This is a genomic window from Pelagibacterium sp. (genome assembly GCF_965249125.1).
Lineage (GTDB): Bacteria > Pseudomonadota > Alphaproteobacteria > Rhizobiales > Devosiaceae > Pelagibacterium.
In genome coordinates this window covers 2,248,426-2,264,838 of the sequence record NZ_OZ252217.1, presented here as the reverse complement: position 1 = coordinate 2,264,838, position 16,413 = coordinate 2,248,426, and the positions used below count along the sequence as shown (strand labels likewise).

General features: G+C 59.8%; 18 protein-coding genes. 13 read left to right on the top strand and 5 right to left on the bottom strand.

The genetic code is table 11. The annotated features are described in order from the left end of the window. Positions 1 to 38 precede the first annotated feature (38 nt). Entirely contained in the window at positions 39 to 848 is an 810-nt protein-coding gene (pcaD, locus tag ACP148_RS11090; RefSeq protein ID WP_421952446.1) for a 3-oxoadipate enol-lactonase, read from the top strand. 622 nt (positions 849 to 1,470) lie between these two features. Beyond that, entirely contained in the window at positions 1,471 to 1,695 is a 225-nt protein-coding gene (locus tag ACP148_RS11085; RefSeq protein ID WP_421952445.1) for a hypothetical protein, read from the top strand. Here ACP148_RS11085 and ACP148_RS11080 read toward each other — a convergent pair. Further along, complete coding sequence (locus ACP148_RS11080; RefSeq protein ID WP_421952444.1) at positions 1,685 to 2,296, bottom strand: PadR family transcriptional regulator; 612 nt, start codon at positions 2,294 to 2,296, stop codon at positions 1,685 to 1,687. The genes ACP148_RS11085 and ACP148_RS11080 overlap by 11 nt on opposite strands. A 186-nt stretch (positions 2,297 to 2,482) precedes the next feature. On the opposite strand from ACP148_RS11080, the gene ACP148_RS11075 reads away from it, so the two are divergent. From ACP148_RS11075 to ACP148_RS11060, 4 genes are all read left to right on the top strand, one after another. Next, a complete protein-coding gene (locus tag ACP148_RS11075; RefSeq protein ID WP_421952443.1) occupies positions 2,483 to 2,812 on the top strand; it encodes a hypothetical protein in 330 nt (109 codons plus the stop codon). A gap of 86 nt (positions 2,813 to 2,898) precedes the next feature. Further along, positions 2,899 to 3,915 carry an asparaginase gene (locus tag ACP148_RS11070; RefSeq protein WP_421952442.1) on the top strand — a complete coding sequence of 339 codons (1,017 nt, stop codon included), beginning with the start codon at positions 2,899 to 2,901 and terminating at the stop codon, positions 3,913 to 3,915. 223 nt (positions 3,916 to 4,138) lie between these two features. After that, on the top strand, positions 4,139 to 5,623 hold the full coding sequence (locus ACP148_RS11065; RefSeq protein ID WP_421952441.1) for a helicase HerA-like C-terminal domain-containing protein: 1,485 nt from the start codon (positions 4,139 to 4,141) through the stop codon (positions 5,621 to 5,623). A 4-nt stretch (positions 5,624 to 5,627) separates the two neighbouring features. Continuing rightward, positions 5,628 to 6,158 (top strand): hypothetical protein, encoded by a 531-nt coding sequence (locus ACP148_RS11060; protein ID WP_421952440.1) that lies wholly within the window; start codon positions 5,628 to 5,630, stop codon positions 6,156 to 6,158. Here ACP148_RS11060 and ACP148_RS11055 read toward each other — a convergent pair. The 4 genes from ACP148_RS11055 to msrB all read right to left on the bottom strand — a co-directional run bounded on the left by ACP148_RS11055 (position 6,142) and on the right by msrB (position 10,201). Next, entirely contained in the window at positions 6,142 to 6,702 is a 561-nt protein-coding gene (locus tag ACP148_RS11055) for a response regulator (protein WP_421952439.1), read from the bottom strand. The two genes, ACP148_RS11060 and ACP148_RS11055, sit on opposite strands and share 17 nt — an antisense overlap. Positions 6,703 to 6,851: 149 nt before the next feature. Then, positions 6,852 to 7,451, bottom strand: a complete 600-nt coding sequence (locus tag ACP148_RS11050) for a superoxide dismutase (protein WP_421952438.1) — start codon at positions 7,449 to 7,451, stop codon at positions 6,852 to 6,854. A 122-nt stretch (positions 7,452 to 7,573) separates the two neighbouring features. Continuing rightward, positions 7,574 to 9,652: a S9 family peptidase gene (locus ACP148_RS11045; protein WP_421952437.1), complete on the bottom strand. Its 2,079-nt coding sequence runs from the start codon at positions 9,650 to 9,652 to the stop codon at positions 7,574 to 7,576. Between the two features lie 150 nt (positions 9,653 to 9,802). Further along, positions 9,803 to 10,201, bottom strand: a complete 399-nt coding sequence (gene msrB, locus ACP148_RS11040) for a peptide-methionine (R)-S-oxide reductase MsrB (protein WP_421952436.1) — start codon at positions 10,199 to 10,201, stop codon at positions 9,803 to 9,805. Between the two features lie 202 nt (positions 10,202 to 10,403). Between msrB and ACP148_RS11035 the strand changes: the two genes are divergently transcribed. The 7 genes from ACP148_RS11035 to mnhG are packed head-to-tail and all read left to right on the top strand — an operon-like array spanning position 10,404 to position 16,338. Continuing rightward, the gene (locus ACP148_RS11035; protein WP_421952435.1) at positions 10,404 to 12,779 is read left to right on the top strand and encodes a putative monovalent cation/H+ antiporter subunit A; all 2,376 of its coding nucleotides are present in this window, start codon (positions 10,404 to 10,406) and stop codon (positions 12,777 to 12,779) included. Then, positions 12,776 to 13,204 carry an MnhB domain-containing protein gene (locus ACP148_RS11030; RefSeq protein ID WP_421952434.1) on the top strand — a complete coding sequence of 143 codons (429 nt, stop codon included), beginning with the start codon at positions 12,776 to 12,778 and terminating at the stop codon, positions 13,202 to 13,204. The genes ACP148_RS11035 and ACP148_RS11030 overlap by 4 nt, the downstream gene beginning before the upstream one ends. Next, positions 13,204 to 13,581, top strand: a complete 378-nt coding sequence (locus ACP148_RS11025) for a Na+/H+ antiporter subunit C (protein WP_014129809.1) — start codon at positions 13,204 to 13,206, stop codon at positions 13,579 to 13,581. Before ACP148_RS11030 ends, ACP148_RS11025 begins: the two co-directional genes overlap by 1 nt. Before the next feature lie 15 nt (positions 13,582 to 13,596). After that, positions 13,597 to 15,189 (top strand): proton-conducting transporter membrane subunit, encoded by a 1,593-nt coding sequence (locus tag ACP148_RS11020; protein ID WP_421952433.1) that lies wholly within the window; start codon positions 13,597 to 13,599, stop codon positions 15,187 to 15,189. Next, complete coding sequence (locus ACP148_RS11015; protein ID WP_421952432.1) at positions 15,186 to 15,665, top strand: Na+/H+ antiporter subunit E; 480 nt, start codon at positions 15,186 to 15,188, stop codon at positions 15,663 to 15,665. The genes ACP148_RS11020 and ACP148_RS11015 overlap by 4 nt, the downstream gene beginning before the upstream one ends. Then, positions 15,665 to 15,988: a cation:proton antiporter gene (locus ACP148_RS11010; RefSeq protein WP_421952431.1), complete on the top strand. Its 324-nt coding sequence runs from the start codon at positions 15,665 to 15,667 to the stop codon at positions 15,986 to 15,988. Before ACP148_RS11015 ends, ACP148_RS11010 begins: the two co-directional genes overlap by 1 nt. Beyond that, positions 15,985 to 16,338 (top strand): monovalent cation/H(+) antiporter subunit G, encoded by a 354-nt coding sequence (gene mnhG, locus ACP148_RS11005; protein WP_421952430.1) that lies wholly within the window; start codon positions 15,985 to 15,987, stop codon positions 16,336 to 16,338. The genes ACP148_RS11010 and mnhG overlap by 4 nt, the downstream gene beginning before the upstream one ends. The last annotated feature ends 75 nt before the right edge of the window (positions 16,339 to 16,413 follow it).

The following is a 16,413-nucleotide window of genomic DNA, read 5'->3' as shown; positions in this document are numbered from 1 at the left end:
CGAAAATGCTCTAGGGTGCGCCCAAATGGGAGCATCCTATGCAGTTTGTTAAAGTCGATGACGCCGTCCTTCATTATCAGGTGATCGGCGGCCCCGAAAACGGCCCCGTCCTGGTCTTTGCCAACGCCCTGGGCACCGATTTCCGCATCTGGCGCGACGTTATCGTGCGTCTGGTCGGAAAATTCACCATCCTGACCTATGACAAGCGCGGCCATGGGCTGTCCGAAACAGGGCAGGGGCCCGTCACCATTGCACGCCACGCCGAAGACCTCGCCGCGATCATGGATCATGCCGGGCTCGGATCGGCAATCATATGCGGCTTGTCGGTCGGCGGGCTGATCGCCCAGCAACTCTATATCGACCGCCGCGATCTCGTATCGGCCCTCATCCTGTGCGACACCGCCGCGAAACTGGGCGATACGGAAAGTTGGAACCAGCGCATCGCCACGGTGGAGGCAAACGGCATAAGGGCGCTGAGCGCCAGCGTTATGCCCAACTGGTTCACCGCCGCTTTTCGGGCAAACCGCAGCGAAGAGCTCGCCGGTTACCGCACAATGCTCGAACGCCAGTCCCCGCGCGGCTATATCGCCACCTGCGCCGCCATCCGCGATGCCGATCTGCGCGAGAAAGCCCGCCAGATCGGTGTGCCGGCCATCTGCATTGTGGGCGATCAGGATGGCTCGACGCCCGTCGAGATGGTCGCGGGCCTGGCGAAATCGATCCCCGGTTCCCGCTTCGAAATCATCAAGGGTGCCGGGCACATCCCATGTGTGGAAACGCCGGAACGGCTGGCCGACATCATTGCGGTCTTCACCGGCGGTCTCGAAAACCGGGTCACGCTCAACTAGAGCCCTTCAGCTCTTTACGGAATCGCCGTTCTCTTCTGCGCTTCCCCGGCGAAAGCCGGGGTCCATGAGAGCTGCGTCAAGCGCCGGCGCCTCGGCTCACGCTGCTGGGCCCCGGCTGGAGTTTATCCCGGCGAAAGCCGGGACCGGGGCAGCGACGGAAGGGACCCAAATGGCTCCGTTACAACCTGAAATGCTTTAGAGCGCTTCCAGGATAAGTGGCCACCACTTATCCGGTTCGGAAGCGCGACAAAACAAAGACTTAGAGCAATTGAACCGATCTCGGGAAGCGCTGAAATGCTTTATAGCCTGGCCCGATCCTGCTCCGATCCGATTGCTTTCGATCAACACAACCAGCCCTCCGCAACCATTTTCAGGCCGGCGCTTTTCTGTTTTTAATGGGCGAAATCAGACGGGCGGCTAGAGCGTGTCAAGCAAAAGCATGTCCTCGACCTGATCGGGGATGGAAACGGTTTTCCGGTTCGGACACGCGACAAAACAAACGTTTAGAGCCGAGGATTTGATTCAATCAAATCCTCGGCTCTAATGCCCGCAAATCGTCACATTAGCGCCATGCATATCTGATGGCGTACGATCATAAAAAAACCCACAGCGGAGGATGGGTATGGCCGAGTTCGAATATCGCGGATTTCGCGTCAGGACGGTTTTTGAAAAAGACTGGAAAATCAGGATGTGGCCACCCCTTCGGCCAGCGCAGGCGATGGAGAAAATCCGCGCCAGCAGCGCCGAAGGAGAAAGCGCCTGCCGCAGCCGCGCAACGCGGGCCATCGACGCCTTCATGGACAAGCCGAAGGCCCGTCGGGTGCGGTCCAGGGAGCTTACGGAATAACCAGGGTTCCCCCGGGCACCCCAAATGCCATGGGATCCTCGTCGGCAAATACATAGGCGCCGGCCTCGATCTTTGCGATCAGACCGGCAATCCAGTCGTGGTTGCATTCAGTATTGCGGGCCCAGAAACTCAGAAGCGCTTCCACATGCGGGGGCAGGGCATTCGCACCGCTGAATGAGGCTCTGTCATTGGCCTTACTGACCTCGGTCTGCTGTTTTGCCAGGGTTGCCAGACGCTTGCCCAACAGTGCGAGCACTGTTGCCCTCGGCAGGGCCGACATCAGTACCAGCCCGGCGCACAACATGTCAGGGCGCGGCTGGGGCAGGGTGAGCGCCTTTTCCATCATCCGATGGAATTCGGCATCCCCCGCCTCGGTGATCGAGTAGTCGGTTCGCCCTGGGGCATTGATCGAGGAAGGAACCTCGATCTCGTCGAGGAAGCCTTCCTTGGCCAGCTGCCGCAGTGCATGGTAAATCGAGCCGGTTTTGGTATTGGCCCATTTGTCGGCGTCCCAGGCCATGAGTTCCTGCCCGATAAGATAGCCATGCGCGCGTTTATGTGCGCGAACAAAAGCAAGAACAAGCAATCGTGTGGCCGACATCAAAATACCTCCTCGGCTCCATAAACGTACCCCTGCGACACCCCCTCGTCCCGTTAACTAGGGTTAATACGGGTTCATGGTGCTGAACAGTGGCTGAATAGTCAAATCAGCATGGGTTCAAACAGTTCGGGCTAATTCTCCACAGGCAAATTGAACCGCGCAACCTGCGCTTTTGGGGAGCCTGAAATGTCGCTATCATCTCGTCTTGCATTGCCCGCTATCGCCGGGGGGCTTTTTCTTCTGGTCGCCTCCGGAATTTTTGCGCCGCCGGTTCAGGCCCGTGGTTATTCCGTGGACATCCTTGCCCAGGTTACCGGCGTTCAAGGTTGGGATCATCTCAACGTCCGCCGCTGGCCGGCGTCCTATTCCCAAAAGATTGGCCATCTGGCCCCGCTTGTCCACGTCTGGGTCGAACGCTGCATTGAGGTCGAGCGCTCCACCGACTGGTGCCTGGTCGAACGTGACACCATCAAGGGTTGGGTGAACTCGAAATACCTGACGCCCGCCGACATCTGAACCCGCCACAAAGCCTCTGACCTCCACCCTTGACTTTCCCCATGGCCTGCGGTCCATCAGGACCAACAGTTCGTGGGGATTTTTGTATGACCGCCAATCCTGTTCTGGCGCACTCGGTGCGTGGAAACTGGGTCGAAAACCGCCATCGTGGCGCCATCTGCGTGTCCGATGCCAAGGGCAATATCCTCGCTTGTGTTGGCGACGTTTCCGCAGAGGTCTTTCCACGCTCGGCCATCAAGTCCATGCAGGCCCTGCCTATTTTCGCCACCGGCGCCAATGCCCGCTACGGTCTTTCCGGCCCCGCCATTGCCCTGGCCTGCGCTTCCCACAATGGCGAGCCGGCCCATACCGATCTTGCCGCATCCATGCTTGCCGCCATCGACCTCGATGAGACGGCACTCGAATGCGGCGCCCATCCGCCCATCGACCCTTCAGCCCGCAAGGCGCTGTTCGCACAGGGCGGAAAGCCTTCTGCCCTGCACAACGCCTGCTCGGGCAAACATTCGGGCATGCTGGCCATGGCCCGCGCTCTGGGTGAAGATCCCAAGGGCTATTCCACCCTCGACCACCCCGTCCAGCAACGCGTACGGCTGGCGGTCGAGGAGGTTCTTGATCACCCCCTCACCGAAGGCAAATGCGGCGTCGACGGATGCTCGATTCCCACCTGGGCCGCCCCGATCCACGCCTTTGCCAGGGGCTTTGCCCGCATGGCCACGGGCGAGGGGCTTAGCGAAAAAACGGCCGCTGCCGCCCGGGAAATTTTCGTCGCCGCCACGTCCCACCCCTTTCTGGTCGGGGGCACCGGTGCGTTCGATACCGATGCGATGGCGGCATTCGATGGTCGCCTGATGCTCAAATTCGGCGCCGACGGCATCTATTGCGGCGCGCTGCCAGAGCAGGGCATCGGGTTTGCCCTTAAATGCGACGACGGCAGCGTCCCCGCCGCAACCGCCATGGTCGCCGCCCTGTTGCTCGAAATTTCCGATCCGACCCCGCAACAGGCAAAAGTGCTGCGGGCCCGCGCCCGCCAGATCCAGCGCAACTGGGCCGGTCACGACATCGGCTACATCCAAGCCACCGACGCCGCCCGCCTCACGCTCTGAGAAAAGGGCGGCACCCACACCGAGAAGCCCAGCATGACACAGGTGTGCCGCGCGGGGATAAGTGCCCAGCGACGGGGTCATTTCTATATTTCACACCGATTCCGGCAACTAACGGGTAAATTTCACTCAACTCCATACCTTTTACCCGCAACAGTGAAACCTTGCGGTACGCGCTTTCACCCCGCTATAGATTGGGGCCCCGCTGTCGAATCGGACACTGCACATGCTTGTCGAAGACGCCGTTTATCTCGGAACCAGCACCCGGCCCGAATACCTTCACCTGGGTTTCGGCAACCGCCACGGCCTGATCACAGGGGCCACTGGAACGGGAAAAACCGTTACGCTTCAGATACTTGCCGAAGGCTTCTCCCGCGCGGGCGTCCCGGTCTTCTGCGCCGATATCAAGGGGGATGTGGCGGGCCTGTCAAAGCCCGGCGAACCCAGGGATTTCCTTGCCGAGCGCGCCGAAAGGATCGGATTTTCCGACTACGCCTTCGAGGGCTTCCCAACCATCTTCTGGGACCTCTTCGGCCGCCAGGGCCATCCCGTCCGCACCACGGTCTCCGAGATGGGACCACTGCTGCTCTCGCGCATGCTCGACCTCAACGCCACGCAGGAAGGGATCTTGAACGCCACCTTCAAGCTGGCCGACGACGAGGGCCTTTTGCTCCTTGATTTCAAGGACTTGCGCTCGCTCCTCGCTCATGTCTCCGAGCGGCGCGCTGAGCTTTCCGCCCACTACGGCAACATCTCCACGGCCTCCGTCGGCGCCATCCAGCGCGCCCTTCTCGTGCTCGAACAGCAGGGCGCAGAGGGCTTTTTCGGCGAACCCGCGCTCAAAATTTCCGACCTCATGCGCACCGACACGCAGGGCCGGGGATTCATCTCGATTCTCGCCGCCGACGAACTTATGCGCGCCCCTCGGCTCTATGCTATGTTCCTGCTCTGGCTGCTGTCCGAATTGTTCGAACAGCTTCCCGAAGTGGGCAATCCGGACAAGCCCAAACTGGTGTTCTTTTTCGATGAAGCGCACCTTTTGTTCGATGAGGCACCAAAAGTGCTGCTCGACAAGATCGAGCAAGTCGTCAAGCTGGTGCGCTCGAAAGGTGTAGGTGTTTATTTTGTAACGCAAAATCCCGCCGACGTACCCGAAGGCGTACTCGCGCAGTTGGGCAACCGCATTCAGCACGCCCTGCGTGCTTATACCCCCAAGGAGCAAAAGGCCGTCAGGATCGCCGCAGAAACGTTCAGGCCCAACCCCGACTTTGACACCGCCGAAGTCATCACCCAGCTCGGAACCGGGGAGGCGCTTGTGTCCGTGCTTGAGGAAAAAGGTATTCCCTCGATGGTCGGCCGCACGCTGATCCGCCCGCCTTCGTCCCGCATGGCCCCCATCACCGCCGAGGAACGCGCCACCGTCATCTCCGGAAGCCCGGTTTCCGGGCTCTACGACACCAGCGTTGATCGCGAGTCGGCCTGTGAGTTGCTTGATGCCCGCGCCGCCGAGGCACTGCGCCAAGCCGAGATCGCCGCGCGTGAGGCCGAACTGGAAAAAATCGAAGAGGCCCGGACCGGACAATCAACGCGCCGGTCCTCCCGGCAGACCCCGATGGAAGCCGCGCTCACGAGCTTTGCCCGAACCGTCGCCCGTCGCGCCGGGGATTCCTTTGTACGTAGCGTGCTCGGCACGCTCACCCGCGGGCGCTAGAGGCATGGCAAAGCTCAGCGCCGTCTCTGTATTCGCCGATACGGGGGTGACCGCTCACCAGGCGCTCTACCGGCAGGCCGGCGCCACGATCGCCCGCAACGGGGCGCATCTTCATTGCATCGCCCGTAATGGCCAATGGCCGCGTACGCTGGTCGAATCGGCTCTGGCCGGCGGTGGCCGTGTCACCGTCGCAACCGGTCCAGTCGCCCGTCGTCTCGACGTGCCGCAAGGGGTCGAAATCGTCGCAGAGGAAACCGAAGCCGCCGCTGGCGCCCGCATTGTAGAGGCCGGGCAGGCACTGATCGGCCTGCCGGGTGGCATCGATACGGTCGCTGCGCTCTATTCGGCCTGGGTCGCTGCCGGCGGTGCGCAAAGCGGTCGCCCGGTCGGCCTGCTAAATCAGGGCAGGGCCTACGAAGTGGTAAAGGGGTTTGCCAGTGACGTCGCCGCCGTCGGTCGCGGCAATATCGATAGCCTCATCCAGATCGCGGAAACCTTCGATGATCTGTGGAACAGGCTTATGCGTCTGGTCTAGCTTGGTCTGGACGCTGGTCGCGAACCGCCTTGTGGGCGAGAAACGAGACGATGTTCTCGCCGCGCCGCTCCACGGGAATGACCCGCGTGTCATCCAACGCGATCCGATTACGCCGTTCCGGGCCCACATAGTAGGGCTCGGCGTTCACATAGCCGGCGGTTCCATTGGTGAGCCGCGCCGCAATCCGCTCTTCGAGATAGACCGGGCTCATCGGCTTGACGATCACCTCGTCGATGCCCGCCTGCACGCATTGCCGCCGCATCTCGCTGTCGACGGTACGGCTCAGGGCGATGATCTGGATGTGGCGGGACTCGAGATCGTCGCTGTTGCGGATCGAGAGCGCCACGTCGGCCGCTGTAACCCGTTCAAGGTCATAGTCGGTGACCAGCAGTGCCAGCGGTGCGATGCGCATATAGTCACCCAGCGCCCGATGGTCGCAAAATTCCCGTACCCGCCAGCGGTGCCCCCTGCGCAATGTCGCGCCCAGAACCGAAGCCAGCGCCGGGCTGTTGGAAAGAACGGCTATGGTGGGAACAGGCAACAAGGGGCGGCTCACTCGGCGAGGGGTATCAATGGTTACCCAAGCCTTAACATGCCCGTGGCGCAGCCGGAAGGTGTCACTTCCAGTAACCTTAAAGCATATGGCCCGCCTGTGGACAGACGGGCCATATATCATTGATGCGATAGAATAAATTACGAGGCGGCTTCGTGCAGCTCAGCCACGTATTCCCAATTCACAAGGTTGTCGAACCAGGCTTCGAGATATTTCGGACGCGCATTGCGGTAGTCGATGTAATAGGAGTGCTCCCACACATCCACGCCCAGCAGCGGTGTGCCGCCATGGACCAGCGGGTTTTCCCCGTTCGGGGTCTTGGTCACCGCCAGCTTGCCGTCCTTGAGCGTGAGCCACGCCCAGCCCGAACCGAACTGGCCGGCGCCCGCGGCAAGAAAGTCCTCGCGGAACTTGTCAAACCCGCCAAGGTCGGAATCGACAGCCGCCTGCAGCTTTCCGGGCAGGGACTTGCCGCCACCATTGGGCTTCATCCACTTCCAGAAATGGATGTGGTTGAAGTGCTGACCGGCATTGTTGAACAGCGGCTGGTTCTTGCCGAAGCTTTCCTTGACGATCTCTTCGAGGGTCTTGCCTTCGAGGCCCGAACCTTCGAGCAGCTTGTTGCCGTTGGTCACATAGGCCTGGTGGTGCTTGTCGTGATGAAACTCAAGCGTTTCAGCCGACATATACGGGCCGAGCGCGTCATAGGCATAGGGCAGATCGGGCAGTGAAAAGCTCATCGGAGGGCCTCCTTATAAGGTTCTGAAAATCTCTCGCTCGATAAATGCATGACGAATTTACCAAGCTAATGCTTCTTATATACCGTCGCCATGGCACCGGTGCAACGGCTGTCCGGGAAAACTTATGCCAATTGGGTGCATTTAAGCGCAAAGGCATAAGTGATGGCGGTTTCCTTGATCCGTTCGAAACGTCCCGAAGCCCCGCCATGGCCGGCGTCCATGTTTGTGCGCAGGTACAATGCGTTCTCATCGGTCTTGGTTGCACGCAGTTTGGCTACCCATTTGGCCGGTTCCCAATAGGTAACGCGCGGGTCCGTCAGCCCCGCTAGCGCCAGGATCGGCGGGTAGGCTTTCGCCTCTACATTGTCATAGGGCGAATAAGCCGCGATCCGCTTGTAGTCGCCTTCGGAGACAATCGGGTTTCCCCATTCGGGCCATTCGGGCGGGGTGAGCGGCAGCGTGTCGTCGAGCATGGTGTTGAGCACATCGACAAATGGCACGATCGCCATCACGCCTGCCCACAATTCAGGCCGCATATTGGCGATGGCGCCCATCAGCATGCCGCCTGCTGAGCCGCCTTCGGCCACGATCCGCTTTTTGGACGAATAGCCCTGTTCGATCAGCATTTCCGCCGCCGCGATGAAGTCGGAAAAGGTGTTGGTCTTGTGCACCGCGCGCCCGTTCTTGTACCAGCGATACCCTTTGTCCATTCCGCCGCGGATATGGGCGATGGCATAGACGAAACCGCGATCGACAAGCGACAGCACCGAGACCGAAAACCCTGCCGGAATTGAATGGCCATAGGCGCCATATCCATAGAGCAGGGCAGGGGCGCTGCCATCGCGCTTGAGGCCCTTGCGGAAAAGCAGGGTAACCGGCACCTCTTCGCCATCTTGCGCCTTGGCGAACAGACGCCGTGTTTCATAAAGTTCGGGATCGTGCCCCGATGGCACTTCCTGCTGCTTGCGCAACACCCGCTCGCCCGTTGCGAGATCGAGGTCGAAAACCTGCGCGGGCGTCGTGGGTGAGGAATACGAGAACCGGATCGTAGCCGTGTCGAATTCGTAGCCGGAGATCAGCCCCAGCGAATAGGCTTCTTCGGGAAACGATATTGTCCGTTCGGTTCCCTCGCGCAGGTCGCGCACCACGATGCGCGGCAAACCATCCTTGCGCTCGAGCCGGATCAGATGGTTAGCGATCACCTCGACGTCAAGGATCAGCCGCCCCGGTTCATGCGGCACCAGGTCGGCCCAATTGTCCACCCCTGGCGCGCTGACCAGTGCCGTGGCGATCTTGAAGTCTTCGGCTTCATCGTCATTGGTCAGGATATAAAGCGTGCCGTCTCGTTCCTCGACGGAATATTCGGTGTTCTCGTGCCGCTTTTCCACGCAGAACGGCGCGCCGCCTTTTTCCGCATCGATCAGCCAGACTTCGGAAGTTTGATGGTCGTGCGCGGAAATGGTGAGGTAGCGCCGCGATTGCGTCATCCCCACGCCGACGAAAAAACCCGCATCCTTCTCTTCATAAACGATTGCATCATCGGCCTGACTGGTTCCCAGCACATGCTCACGCACCCGGAAGGGCCGGTGGTTTTCGTCGAGCTCGACATAATAGAACCGCGATGAATCATTGGCCCAGACAGCGCCGCTGCCGGATTTTTCGATCCGCTCGTCGCGGTCCTTGCCAGTATCGAGGTCGCGGATAAGGATCGTGTAATATTCCGACCCGTTCCGGTCCGCCGCCCAGGCCATCATCGTGTGGCATGGCGAATGTTCGGCGCCCCCAAAACCGAAATAGCCATCGCCGGCTTCGAGGTTGCAATCGAGCAACACGCTCTCGCTACCGCCATCGCGCGGCGTGCGTACAATCAGCGGATACTGATCGCCCTCGCGCGTCCGGGACGCGTAGGCAAACGGTCCGTCAGGCGAAGGGACCGAACTGTCATCCTCCTTGATCCGCCCCCGGATTTCCGAATAGATTTTTTCGCGCAGCGCTTCGGTTGGTTTTCCAAACCCGGCTTCGTACCAGGCATTTTCGGCCTCGAGATATTCGCGGATATCGCCGGGTAGCACATTGGGGTCGGCCATGACCTCGCGCCAATTGTCAGCCCGCAACCAGTTATATGGGTCGTTCCGGGTCACCCCGTGCCGCGTGTCCGAATGGGAGCGTTGCGCGGCAACAGGTGGCGCGATGTCGGTCATGGTCTATTCCTGAAGGCTGGAGTGCTTCCAAAAAAGGCGATGCCACTCTCTCGGTTCGGAAGCACGACAAAACAAGCACTTAGAGCATTTTGGCGACTCTGGGCGAAACGCAGAAATGCTCGGGGAAAAATGATTCGAAAAACGTCGCCACTATTCTTCGGGCTTGAAGTCCAGCGCAAGTCCGTTGGTGCAATAACGCAGGCCCGTTGGGGCCGGGCCGTCGGGAAAGACGTGCCCGATATGGGCATCGCAATTGGCGCAGCGGATTTCCGTGCGGCGCATGAAATGGCTTCGGTCGTCGATTTCCTTGATCGCATCCTCGGACACCGGTTGGAAGAAGCTCGGCCAGCCTGAACCGGAGTCATATTTGGTATCGGAGGTAAAAAGCGGTGCGTCACAGCACACGCAGTGATAAACGCCGTCGCGCTTTTCCACATTATAGGCATGAGAAAAAGCCCGCTCGGTACCGTGCTCGCGTGTCACATGATACTGTTCAGGCGTCAATTTATCGCGCCATTCGCTATTGGATGTCTTCTGCGTATCGTTCATCTTGCGCCACTCCTGCCGGTTGTGCACTCAGACTCTATCAGCCGGTGCCAATGTGGTTATCACAACTGTCTGGGTCAATATTGCGTTCCAACGGACCGGTTTTGGTTGAGCTTGCGGCGGGGATGCGTACTGTTTGCGCGATTGATTCCTTTCCACTGCCATCGGCGGTGATTGGACGGTGAAATGATGTTCGGGGGCTCGTTTGGGACCAGGTCTTGATGTGATTGTCGCGCTGATCGCGGTCGCTCCATTCATAGCGGCTGTATTCGCGCCCTGGGTCAAGACCTTTGCCGGTCCATCGGCCGGCTGGATACTGGCCATCGTTCCTGCCGCTATTTTCGCGACATTCATTTCCTTCATCGGTCCGGTTGCCGATTTTTCGGTAATTCGCGTGGGTCTCGACTGGATTCCGGCGTATGGGATTTCCTTTTCCTTCTTTGTTGATGGGCTCAGCCTTGTTTTCGGTCTGCTGATTTCGGGTATCGGCACCTTCATCGTCATCTATTCCGGCGGTTATCTCGCCGGTCATCCCCATCAGGGCCGGTTCTTCTCCTACATCCTGATGTTCATGGGCTCGATGCTCGGCCTCGTTCTGGCCGATAACGTCTTTACCCTGTTCGTCTTCTGGGAGCTGACCTCGATCACCTCCTTCCTGCTGATCGGCTTCGATCATTCCCGCCAGGCCGCGCGCCGCGCCGCAATTCAGGCGCTGGTCGTCACCGGCGGTGGCGGACTGGCGCTTCTGGCGGGGCTTATCCTTTTGACTCTCATCACCGGCCAGAACTCCCTTACCGGCATGTTGACGACGGCGGGTGCGGCGCAGGAAAGCGCCCTGTACCTCGTTGCGATGCTCCTTGTCGTCGTCGGCGCATTCGCCAAATCGGCACAGGTCCCGCTGCATTTCTGGCTACCCAATGCCATGGAAGCGCCGACCCCGGTTTCGGCCTACCTGCACTCGGCAACCATGGTGAAGGCCGGCGTCTATCTACTCGCCCGCATGACGCCGATCCTGGGCGATACCGAGCCCTGGTTCTGGATATTGACCCTTTTCGGCGGCGCAACCCTTTTGATGGGCAGCGCCCTGGCCGTGCGTCAGACCGATCTCAAGCAGATGCTGGCCTATACAACGATGGGTTCACTCGGCTTGCTCGTCTTGCTCATCGGATTTGGCACTAAAGAAGCCATCCTTGGTGCGCTGCTTTATCTGTGCGCCCACTCTCTGTTCAAGGGTGCGCTGTTCATGATCGCCGGCACCATCGATCACGGCACCGGCACTCGGGACATCACGGTGCTGGGCGGCCTGCGCGAAGCCATGCCGATCACCTTCATCGCGGCGGTTCTGGCTGGCTTTTCCATGGCCGGATTCCCGATCGCCATTGGCTTTTTGGCCAAGGAAGAAATGTATCTGGCGCTTACATCAGGTCTCTGGCCGGACCTCTTGTTCCTAGCTGTGCTCATTGTGGGCAACGCCCTGATGATGGTGGTGGGCCTGCTCATCGCGTTCAAACCCTTTCTGGGCGATCTGCGTCCGACCCCACATACGCCTCATGAGGGACCATTGAGCCTTTATTCGGGGCCGGTCACGCTGGCTGTTCTCGGCATTTCCGCGGGACTTTTTACCGATTGGCTCAACCATGCGGTGCTCGATCCGGCGGGCGGCGCGATTTACAATTCCGCGGTTGATGCCCAGATCCATCTCGCCTTCGTCCTCACCAATCCTGCCGTATGGGCGTCGATAGCCACATGGGTGCTTGGCGGCGTCCTGTTGTGGAAGGCCGATGCCGTTCGCTCCAGCCTGCGGCGCACTGGCGAGGCCATCGGCTGGACCTTCGATATCGGGTTTGATGCTTTCATGTTCGGCCTCGTCAGGGGTGCCGACAGTATAACGCGCGTCCTCCATCATGGCCGTCTCGAGTGGTATTTGCTCTTGATGTTCACCGTGCTGGCCGTCGGTATTTTTGCGCCCCTGCTGGCCACCGACAGCCTTCCGCCACTACCCGCATGGCCCGAACTCAATTTCTATGAGTGGGGTGCCATAGGGCTCGCAGCCATAGGACTGGTGGCTGTCCTCGCCTCGCGAACCCGTCTCACCGCCATCGTGGCCCTCGGCATTCAGGGTTTTGCTGTCGCAGTTATCTTCATGCTGTTCGGCGCGCCGGATTTGAGCTTCACCCAGTTCATGGTCGAAACCCTGACTGTCATCATCCTGGCCCTCGTCATGACCCGGTTGCACCTCGATGAAGCCGATAGTCGCGACCTGGAAACCGGCCTGCGCGATGGTGTGGTTGCCTTGGCCGTTGGCCTGGGCATCGCCATTCTGCTGCTGGTTGTGCTCCAGACCGATCTCGATCTGACCCTCACAGAGTTGTTCCGGGCGACCAGCACGCCGATCGCGCATGGCCGCAACGTCGTCAACGTCATCCTCGTCGACTACCGCGCTATTGATACGCTGGGCGAGATTTCGGTGGTCATGGCAGCTGGTCTCGCCATTCTAGCCCTCATCCGTCTGCGGGCCGCAACGAGCGGTACGCGCGGCGCCAGGGCCGGGCGCGGGCGCAGGATCGGGAGTTCGAAATGAATACGGTTATCTTCAAGACAGCGGCGCCGGTGCTGACCGCGCTGATGATCGTCTTTTCGGTCTTCGTTTTGCTGCGCGGCCACAATGAGCCGGGCGGTGGCTTTATCGGCGGGCTGATCGGCGCGTCGGGCATCGCCATATACGGTATTGCAGCAGGCGTCGATGCGTGCCGCCGGGCACTGCGTATCCACCCCATCGCGCTGGCGGGTCTGGGCGTCGTCCTTGCCGCCATTGCCGGCTTCATATCGCTGGCCGCCGAAGTGCCATTTCTGACCGGCCTGTGGTGGATCTTCGAGTTTGAAGGTACCGAAATCGCCCTTTCCACCCCGTTGATCTTCGATATCGGGGTCTACGCTGTCGTCGTGGGTGCTGTGGGCACAATCGCGCTGGCGCTCGAAGGCGATGAAGGCGAGGAGGAGGACTGATGGAAGTTGCGCTCGCCGGCCTGATCGGCCTGTTTTTCACCGCCGCCGCGTATCTGCTTTTGTCAAAGGCCATCATTCGCATGCTTTTGGGCGTGGCGATTCTGGGCAATGGCGTCAATCTCCTGATTTTCACCATTGGCCGGCTGACTGCGGAAGTTCCGCCCATCGTTCCGGCGGGCGAATATTTCCCCCTGGAAGGGTCTGCAAATCCGCTTCCCCAGGCACTGATCCTCACCGCCATTGTTATCGGATTTGCACTGTTCTCGTTTCTGCTGGTTCTCGGTTACCGCGCCTATCAGGAACTTGATGCCGACAACACCGACAACATGCGCGTCGCCGAGCCTGAAAATGCGCCTCGGCCTCCCCTGAGTTACTAGGGAATACACACAATAATGGCGACTGCCGGTACCTCATACGACCCTCTCGAACTGCCCACGGCAATGATCGACGTGGCAACGCCTGCCGCCGACTGGATCGTCGTGTGGCCGGTTGCCCTGGCGCTTCTCGGTGCGGGCATGCTCGTCATGCTGCGCAACCAGCGTCACGTTCAGCTTGCCTTCGCCGTCGCGGTCATTCTCGCGATCATGGTCTCCAATATCTACCTGCTGGTCCGTGTCTTCGAGAGCGGCCCGGTCGCAATGACCATGGGCAAATGGCTGCCGCCTTTCGGCATCACCTTTGCCGCCGATATGACGAGCGCCATCTTCTCGCTTGCTGCATCCATCGCCGCACTCATCGTCGCCTTTTACGCACAGATCGAGCTGACCGACCGTGGCCATCGCTACGGCTTTTACCCGATGCTGCTGCTGCTCCTGTGCGGTGTTAGCGGCTCGTTCCTGACCGGGGATATCTTCAACCTCTATGTGTGGTTTGAGGTCATGCTGATCGCTTCGTTCGGCATGATGATTCTCGGCGGGCGCAAGCTCCAGCTTGATGGGGCCATCAAGTACGGCTTCCTCAATTTCCTGGCGACGACCTTTTTTCTTGTCGCCATCGCTTATCTATACGGCCTTACCGGAACGCTCAACTTTGCCGATTTGGTCGCAAAGGGCGCTGATCTTCCCATCGGTCCGCTGGTCACTGTCTCGGTGCTGTTCCTTTTCGCCTTTGGGGTAAAGGCAGCAGCCTTTCCCGGCAACGCCTGGTTGCCCGCCTCCTACCACACGCCCGCCGTCTCTGTGTCGGCCATTTTTGGCGGCCTACTCACAAAGGTCGGCGCCTATGCCGCCATCCGCGTGCTCACCATGGCTCTGCCTGAAGGCTATGCGCAGATCCAGACGGTGATTGCCGTTGTCGCGTTTGCCACGCTCATTCTGGGTCCGCTGGGTGCCATGGCGCAGACCAATCTGCGCCGCGCAGTGGGCTTTTTGGTCATTGGTGGCATCGGTGCCATTTTCGCCGGGTTCGCCCTTGGCACGACCCATGGCATCGGCGGCGCAGTCTTTTACGCCTTCCATTCGATGCTCACCGTCACGGCCTTCTACCTCCTCGCCGGCCTGATTGAGCGCATGAGCGGCACCAGCGACATCCGAAAAATGGGTGGCATCTATGGCGCCAGCGCCCCCATGTCGATCCTCTTCGTCGTCATGGTGTTCGCCATTTCCGGCCTGCCGCCATTCCTCGGTATCTGGCCCAAGATCCTGCTCGTGGAGGGCGGTATTCGCGCTGAAAACTGGTGGCTGGTCTTTGCTGTCCTGTTCAATTCGTTCCTCACGGTGATCGCCGCCAGCCGTCTCTGGGCGCACATCTTCTGGCGCAACGGGCAGGAGGGGGAGCGCTCCGAGCAGCCCAATGAAGATCTGCGGCCGTTATCTGGCCGCGAATTTGCCATGGGCCTCGTACCGACAACTGTTCTTTTTTTGCTTATTGTCGTTTTCGGCCTTTTCCCGGACTGGCTCTTTACCGCCTCGGGCATTGCCGCCCATGATATGCTCTCGTCGGCACGCTATGTCGACGCGGTGTTCGCACAGGTGCCCCAGCAATGAGCTTTGTTTTTCTGGTCATAACACTCGCCCTGGTCTGGGCGGCCGTCACCGGCGGGTTCACTCTGCTCAACCTGCTGCTCGGCGCATTTGTCGGGGCCATGGCGGTCCTGTTCATCCGCGAGCGCGTGGATCGGCCCCATATGATGCGTCGGCTCGTCCGAGTGGTTTCGCTGGCCGCCCTGTTCTTTTACGAACTTGCACTTTCGGCTCTGCGGGTCGCGATTCTCGTTCTCTCGCCGCGCATGGAAAAGCGCCTGTCTCCGGGAATCATTGCCTACCCTCTGACGGTCACAAGCGATGCTCAAATCACCCTTCTGGCGAACCTGATCACACTGACGCCGGGCACGCTGAGCGTTGACGTGTCAGATGATCGTACGATGCTCTACATCCATGTGCTCGAAATGCACGACCGCGCGGACGTCATCGCTTCGATCAAAAACGGGTTCGAGGCACGGATCATCGAGGTGTTTGAATAATGTCTGGCCCCGAGTTTCTCCACCTTGCCACCACGGTTTCGCTTGGTGTTCTTACAGCGGCGCTTCTGGTGACGATCTATCGGATCGTTGTTGGTCCCAGCCTTCCAGATCGTGTGCTGGGCCTTGACATGCTGATCGCCGTTGTCATCGGCTATATCGCTGCCATCGCGTTGCGGACGGGCTTCATGCTCTATCTCGATATCGCCATTGCGTTGGGGCTTGTGGGGTTTCTGTCGACGGTGGCCTTCGCCAGGTTCATTGTCCAGCGCTGGCAGATCGATGCTGCCTCACGGGAAGATCACCTTGAGGAGAGCCGGAAATGATCGTCGAGGCACTCTATTATTTTGCCGGCGTCATGGTAATCGTCGGTGCCCTGTTCAGCCTGGTTGCCGCTCTCGGCATCGTGCGGCTTCCCGATCTTTATACCCGTATGCATTCGGGATCCAAGGCGGGAACGGTCGGGTCGGGGCTGACCCTTCTGGCCATCGCGCTGGTCAGTTTCGATGGCGCGGTTATCCTTCGCGCCCTGCTTGGCTTTGTCTTTTTCATGCTGACTGCGCCTATCTCGGCGCACCTGTTGGCACGGGCATCATATATTGCCGGCTATCGCCCCATGGCACACTTCGTCGTCGATGACTTGGAAAAATCCGGCGAGTTGCCAAGTAAAGAGTAATTCACCCTAAATTTTGCCAAGTTGTTGCTCGATGGTTGCAAAATTAGCAAAACAACATTAATTGCGGAGTTATGG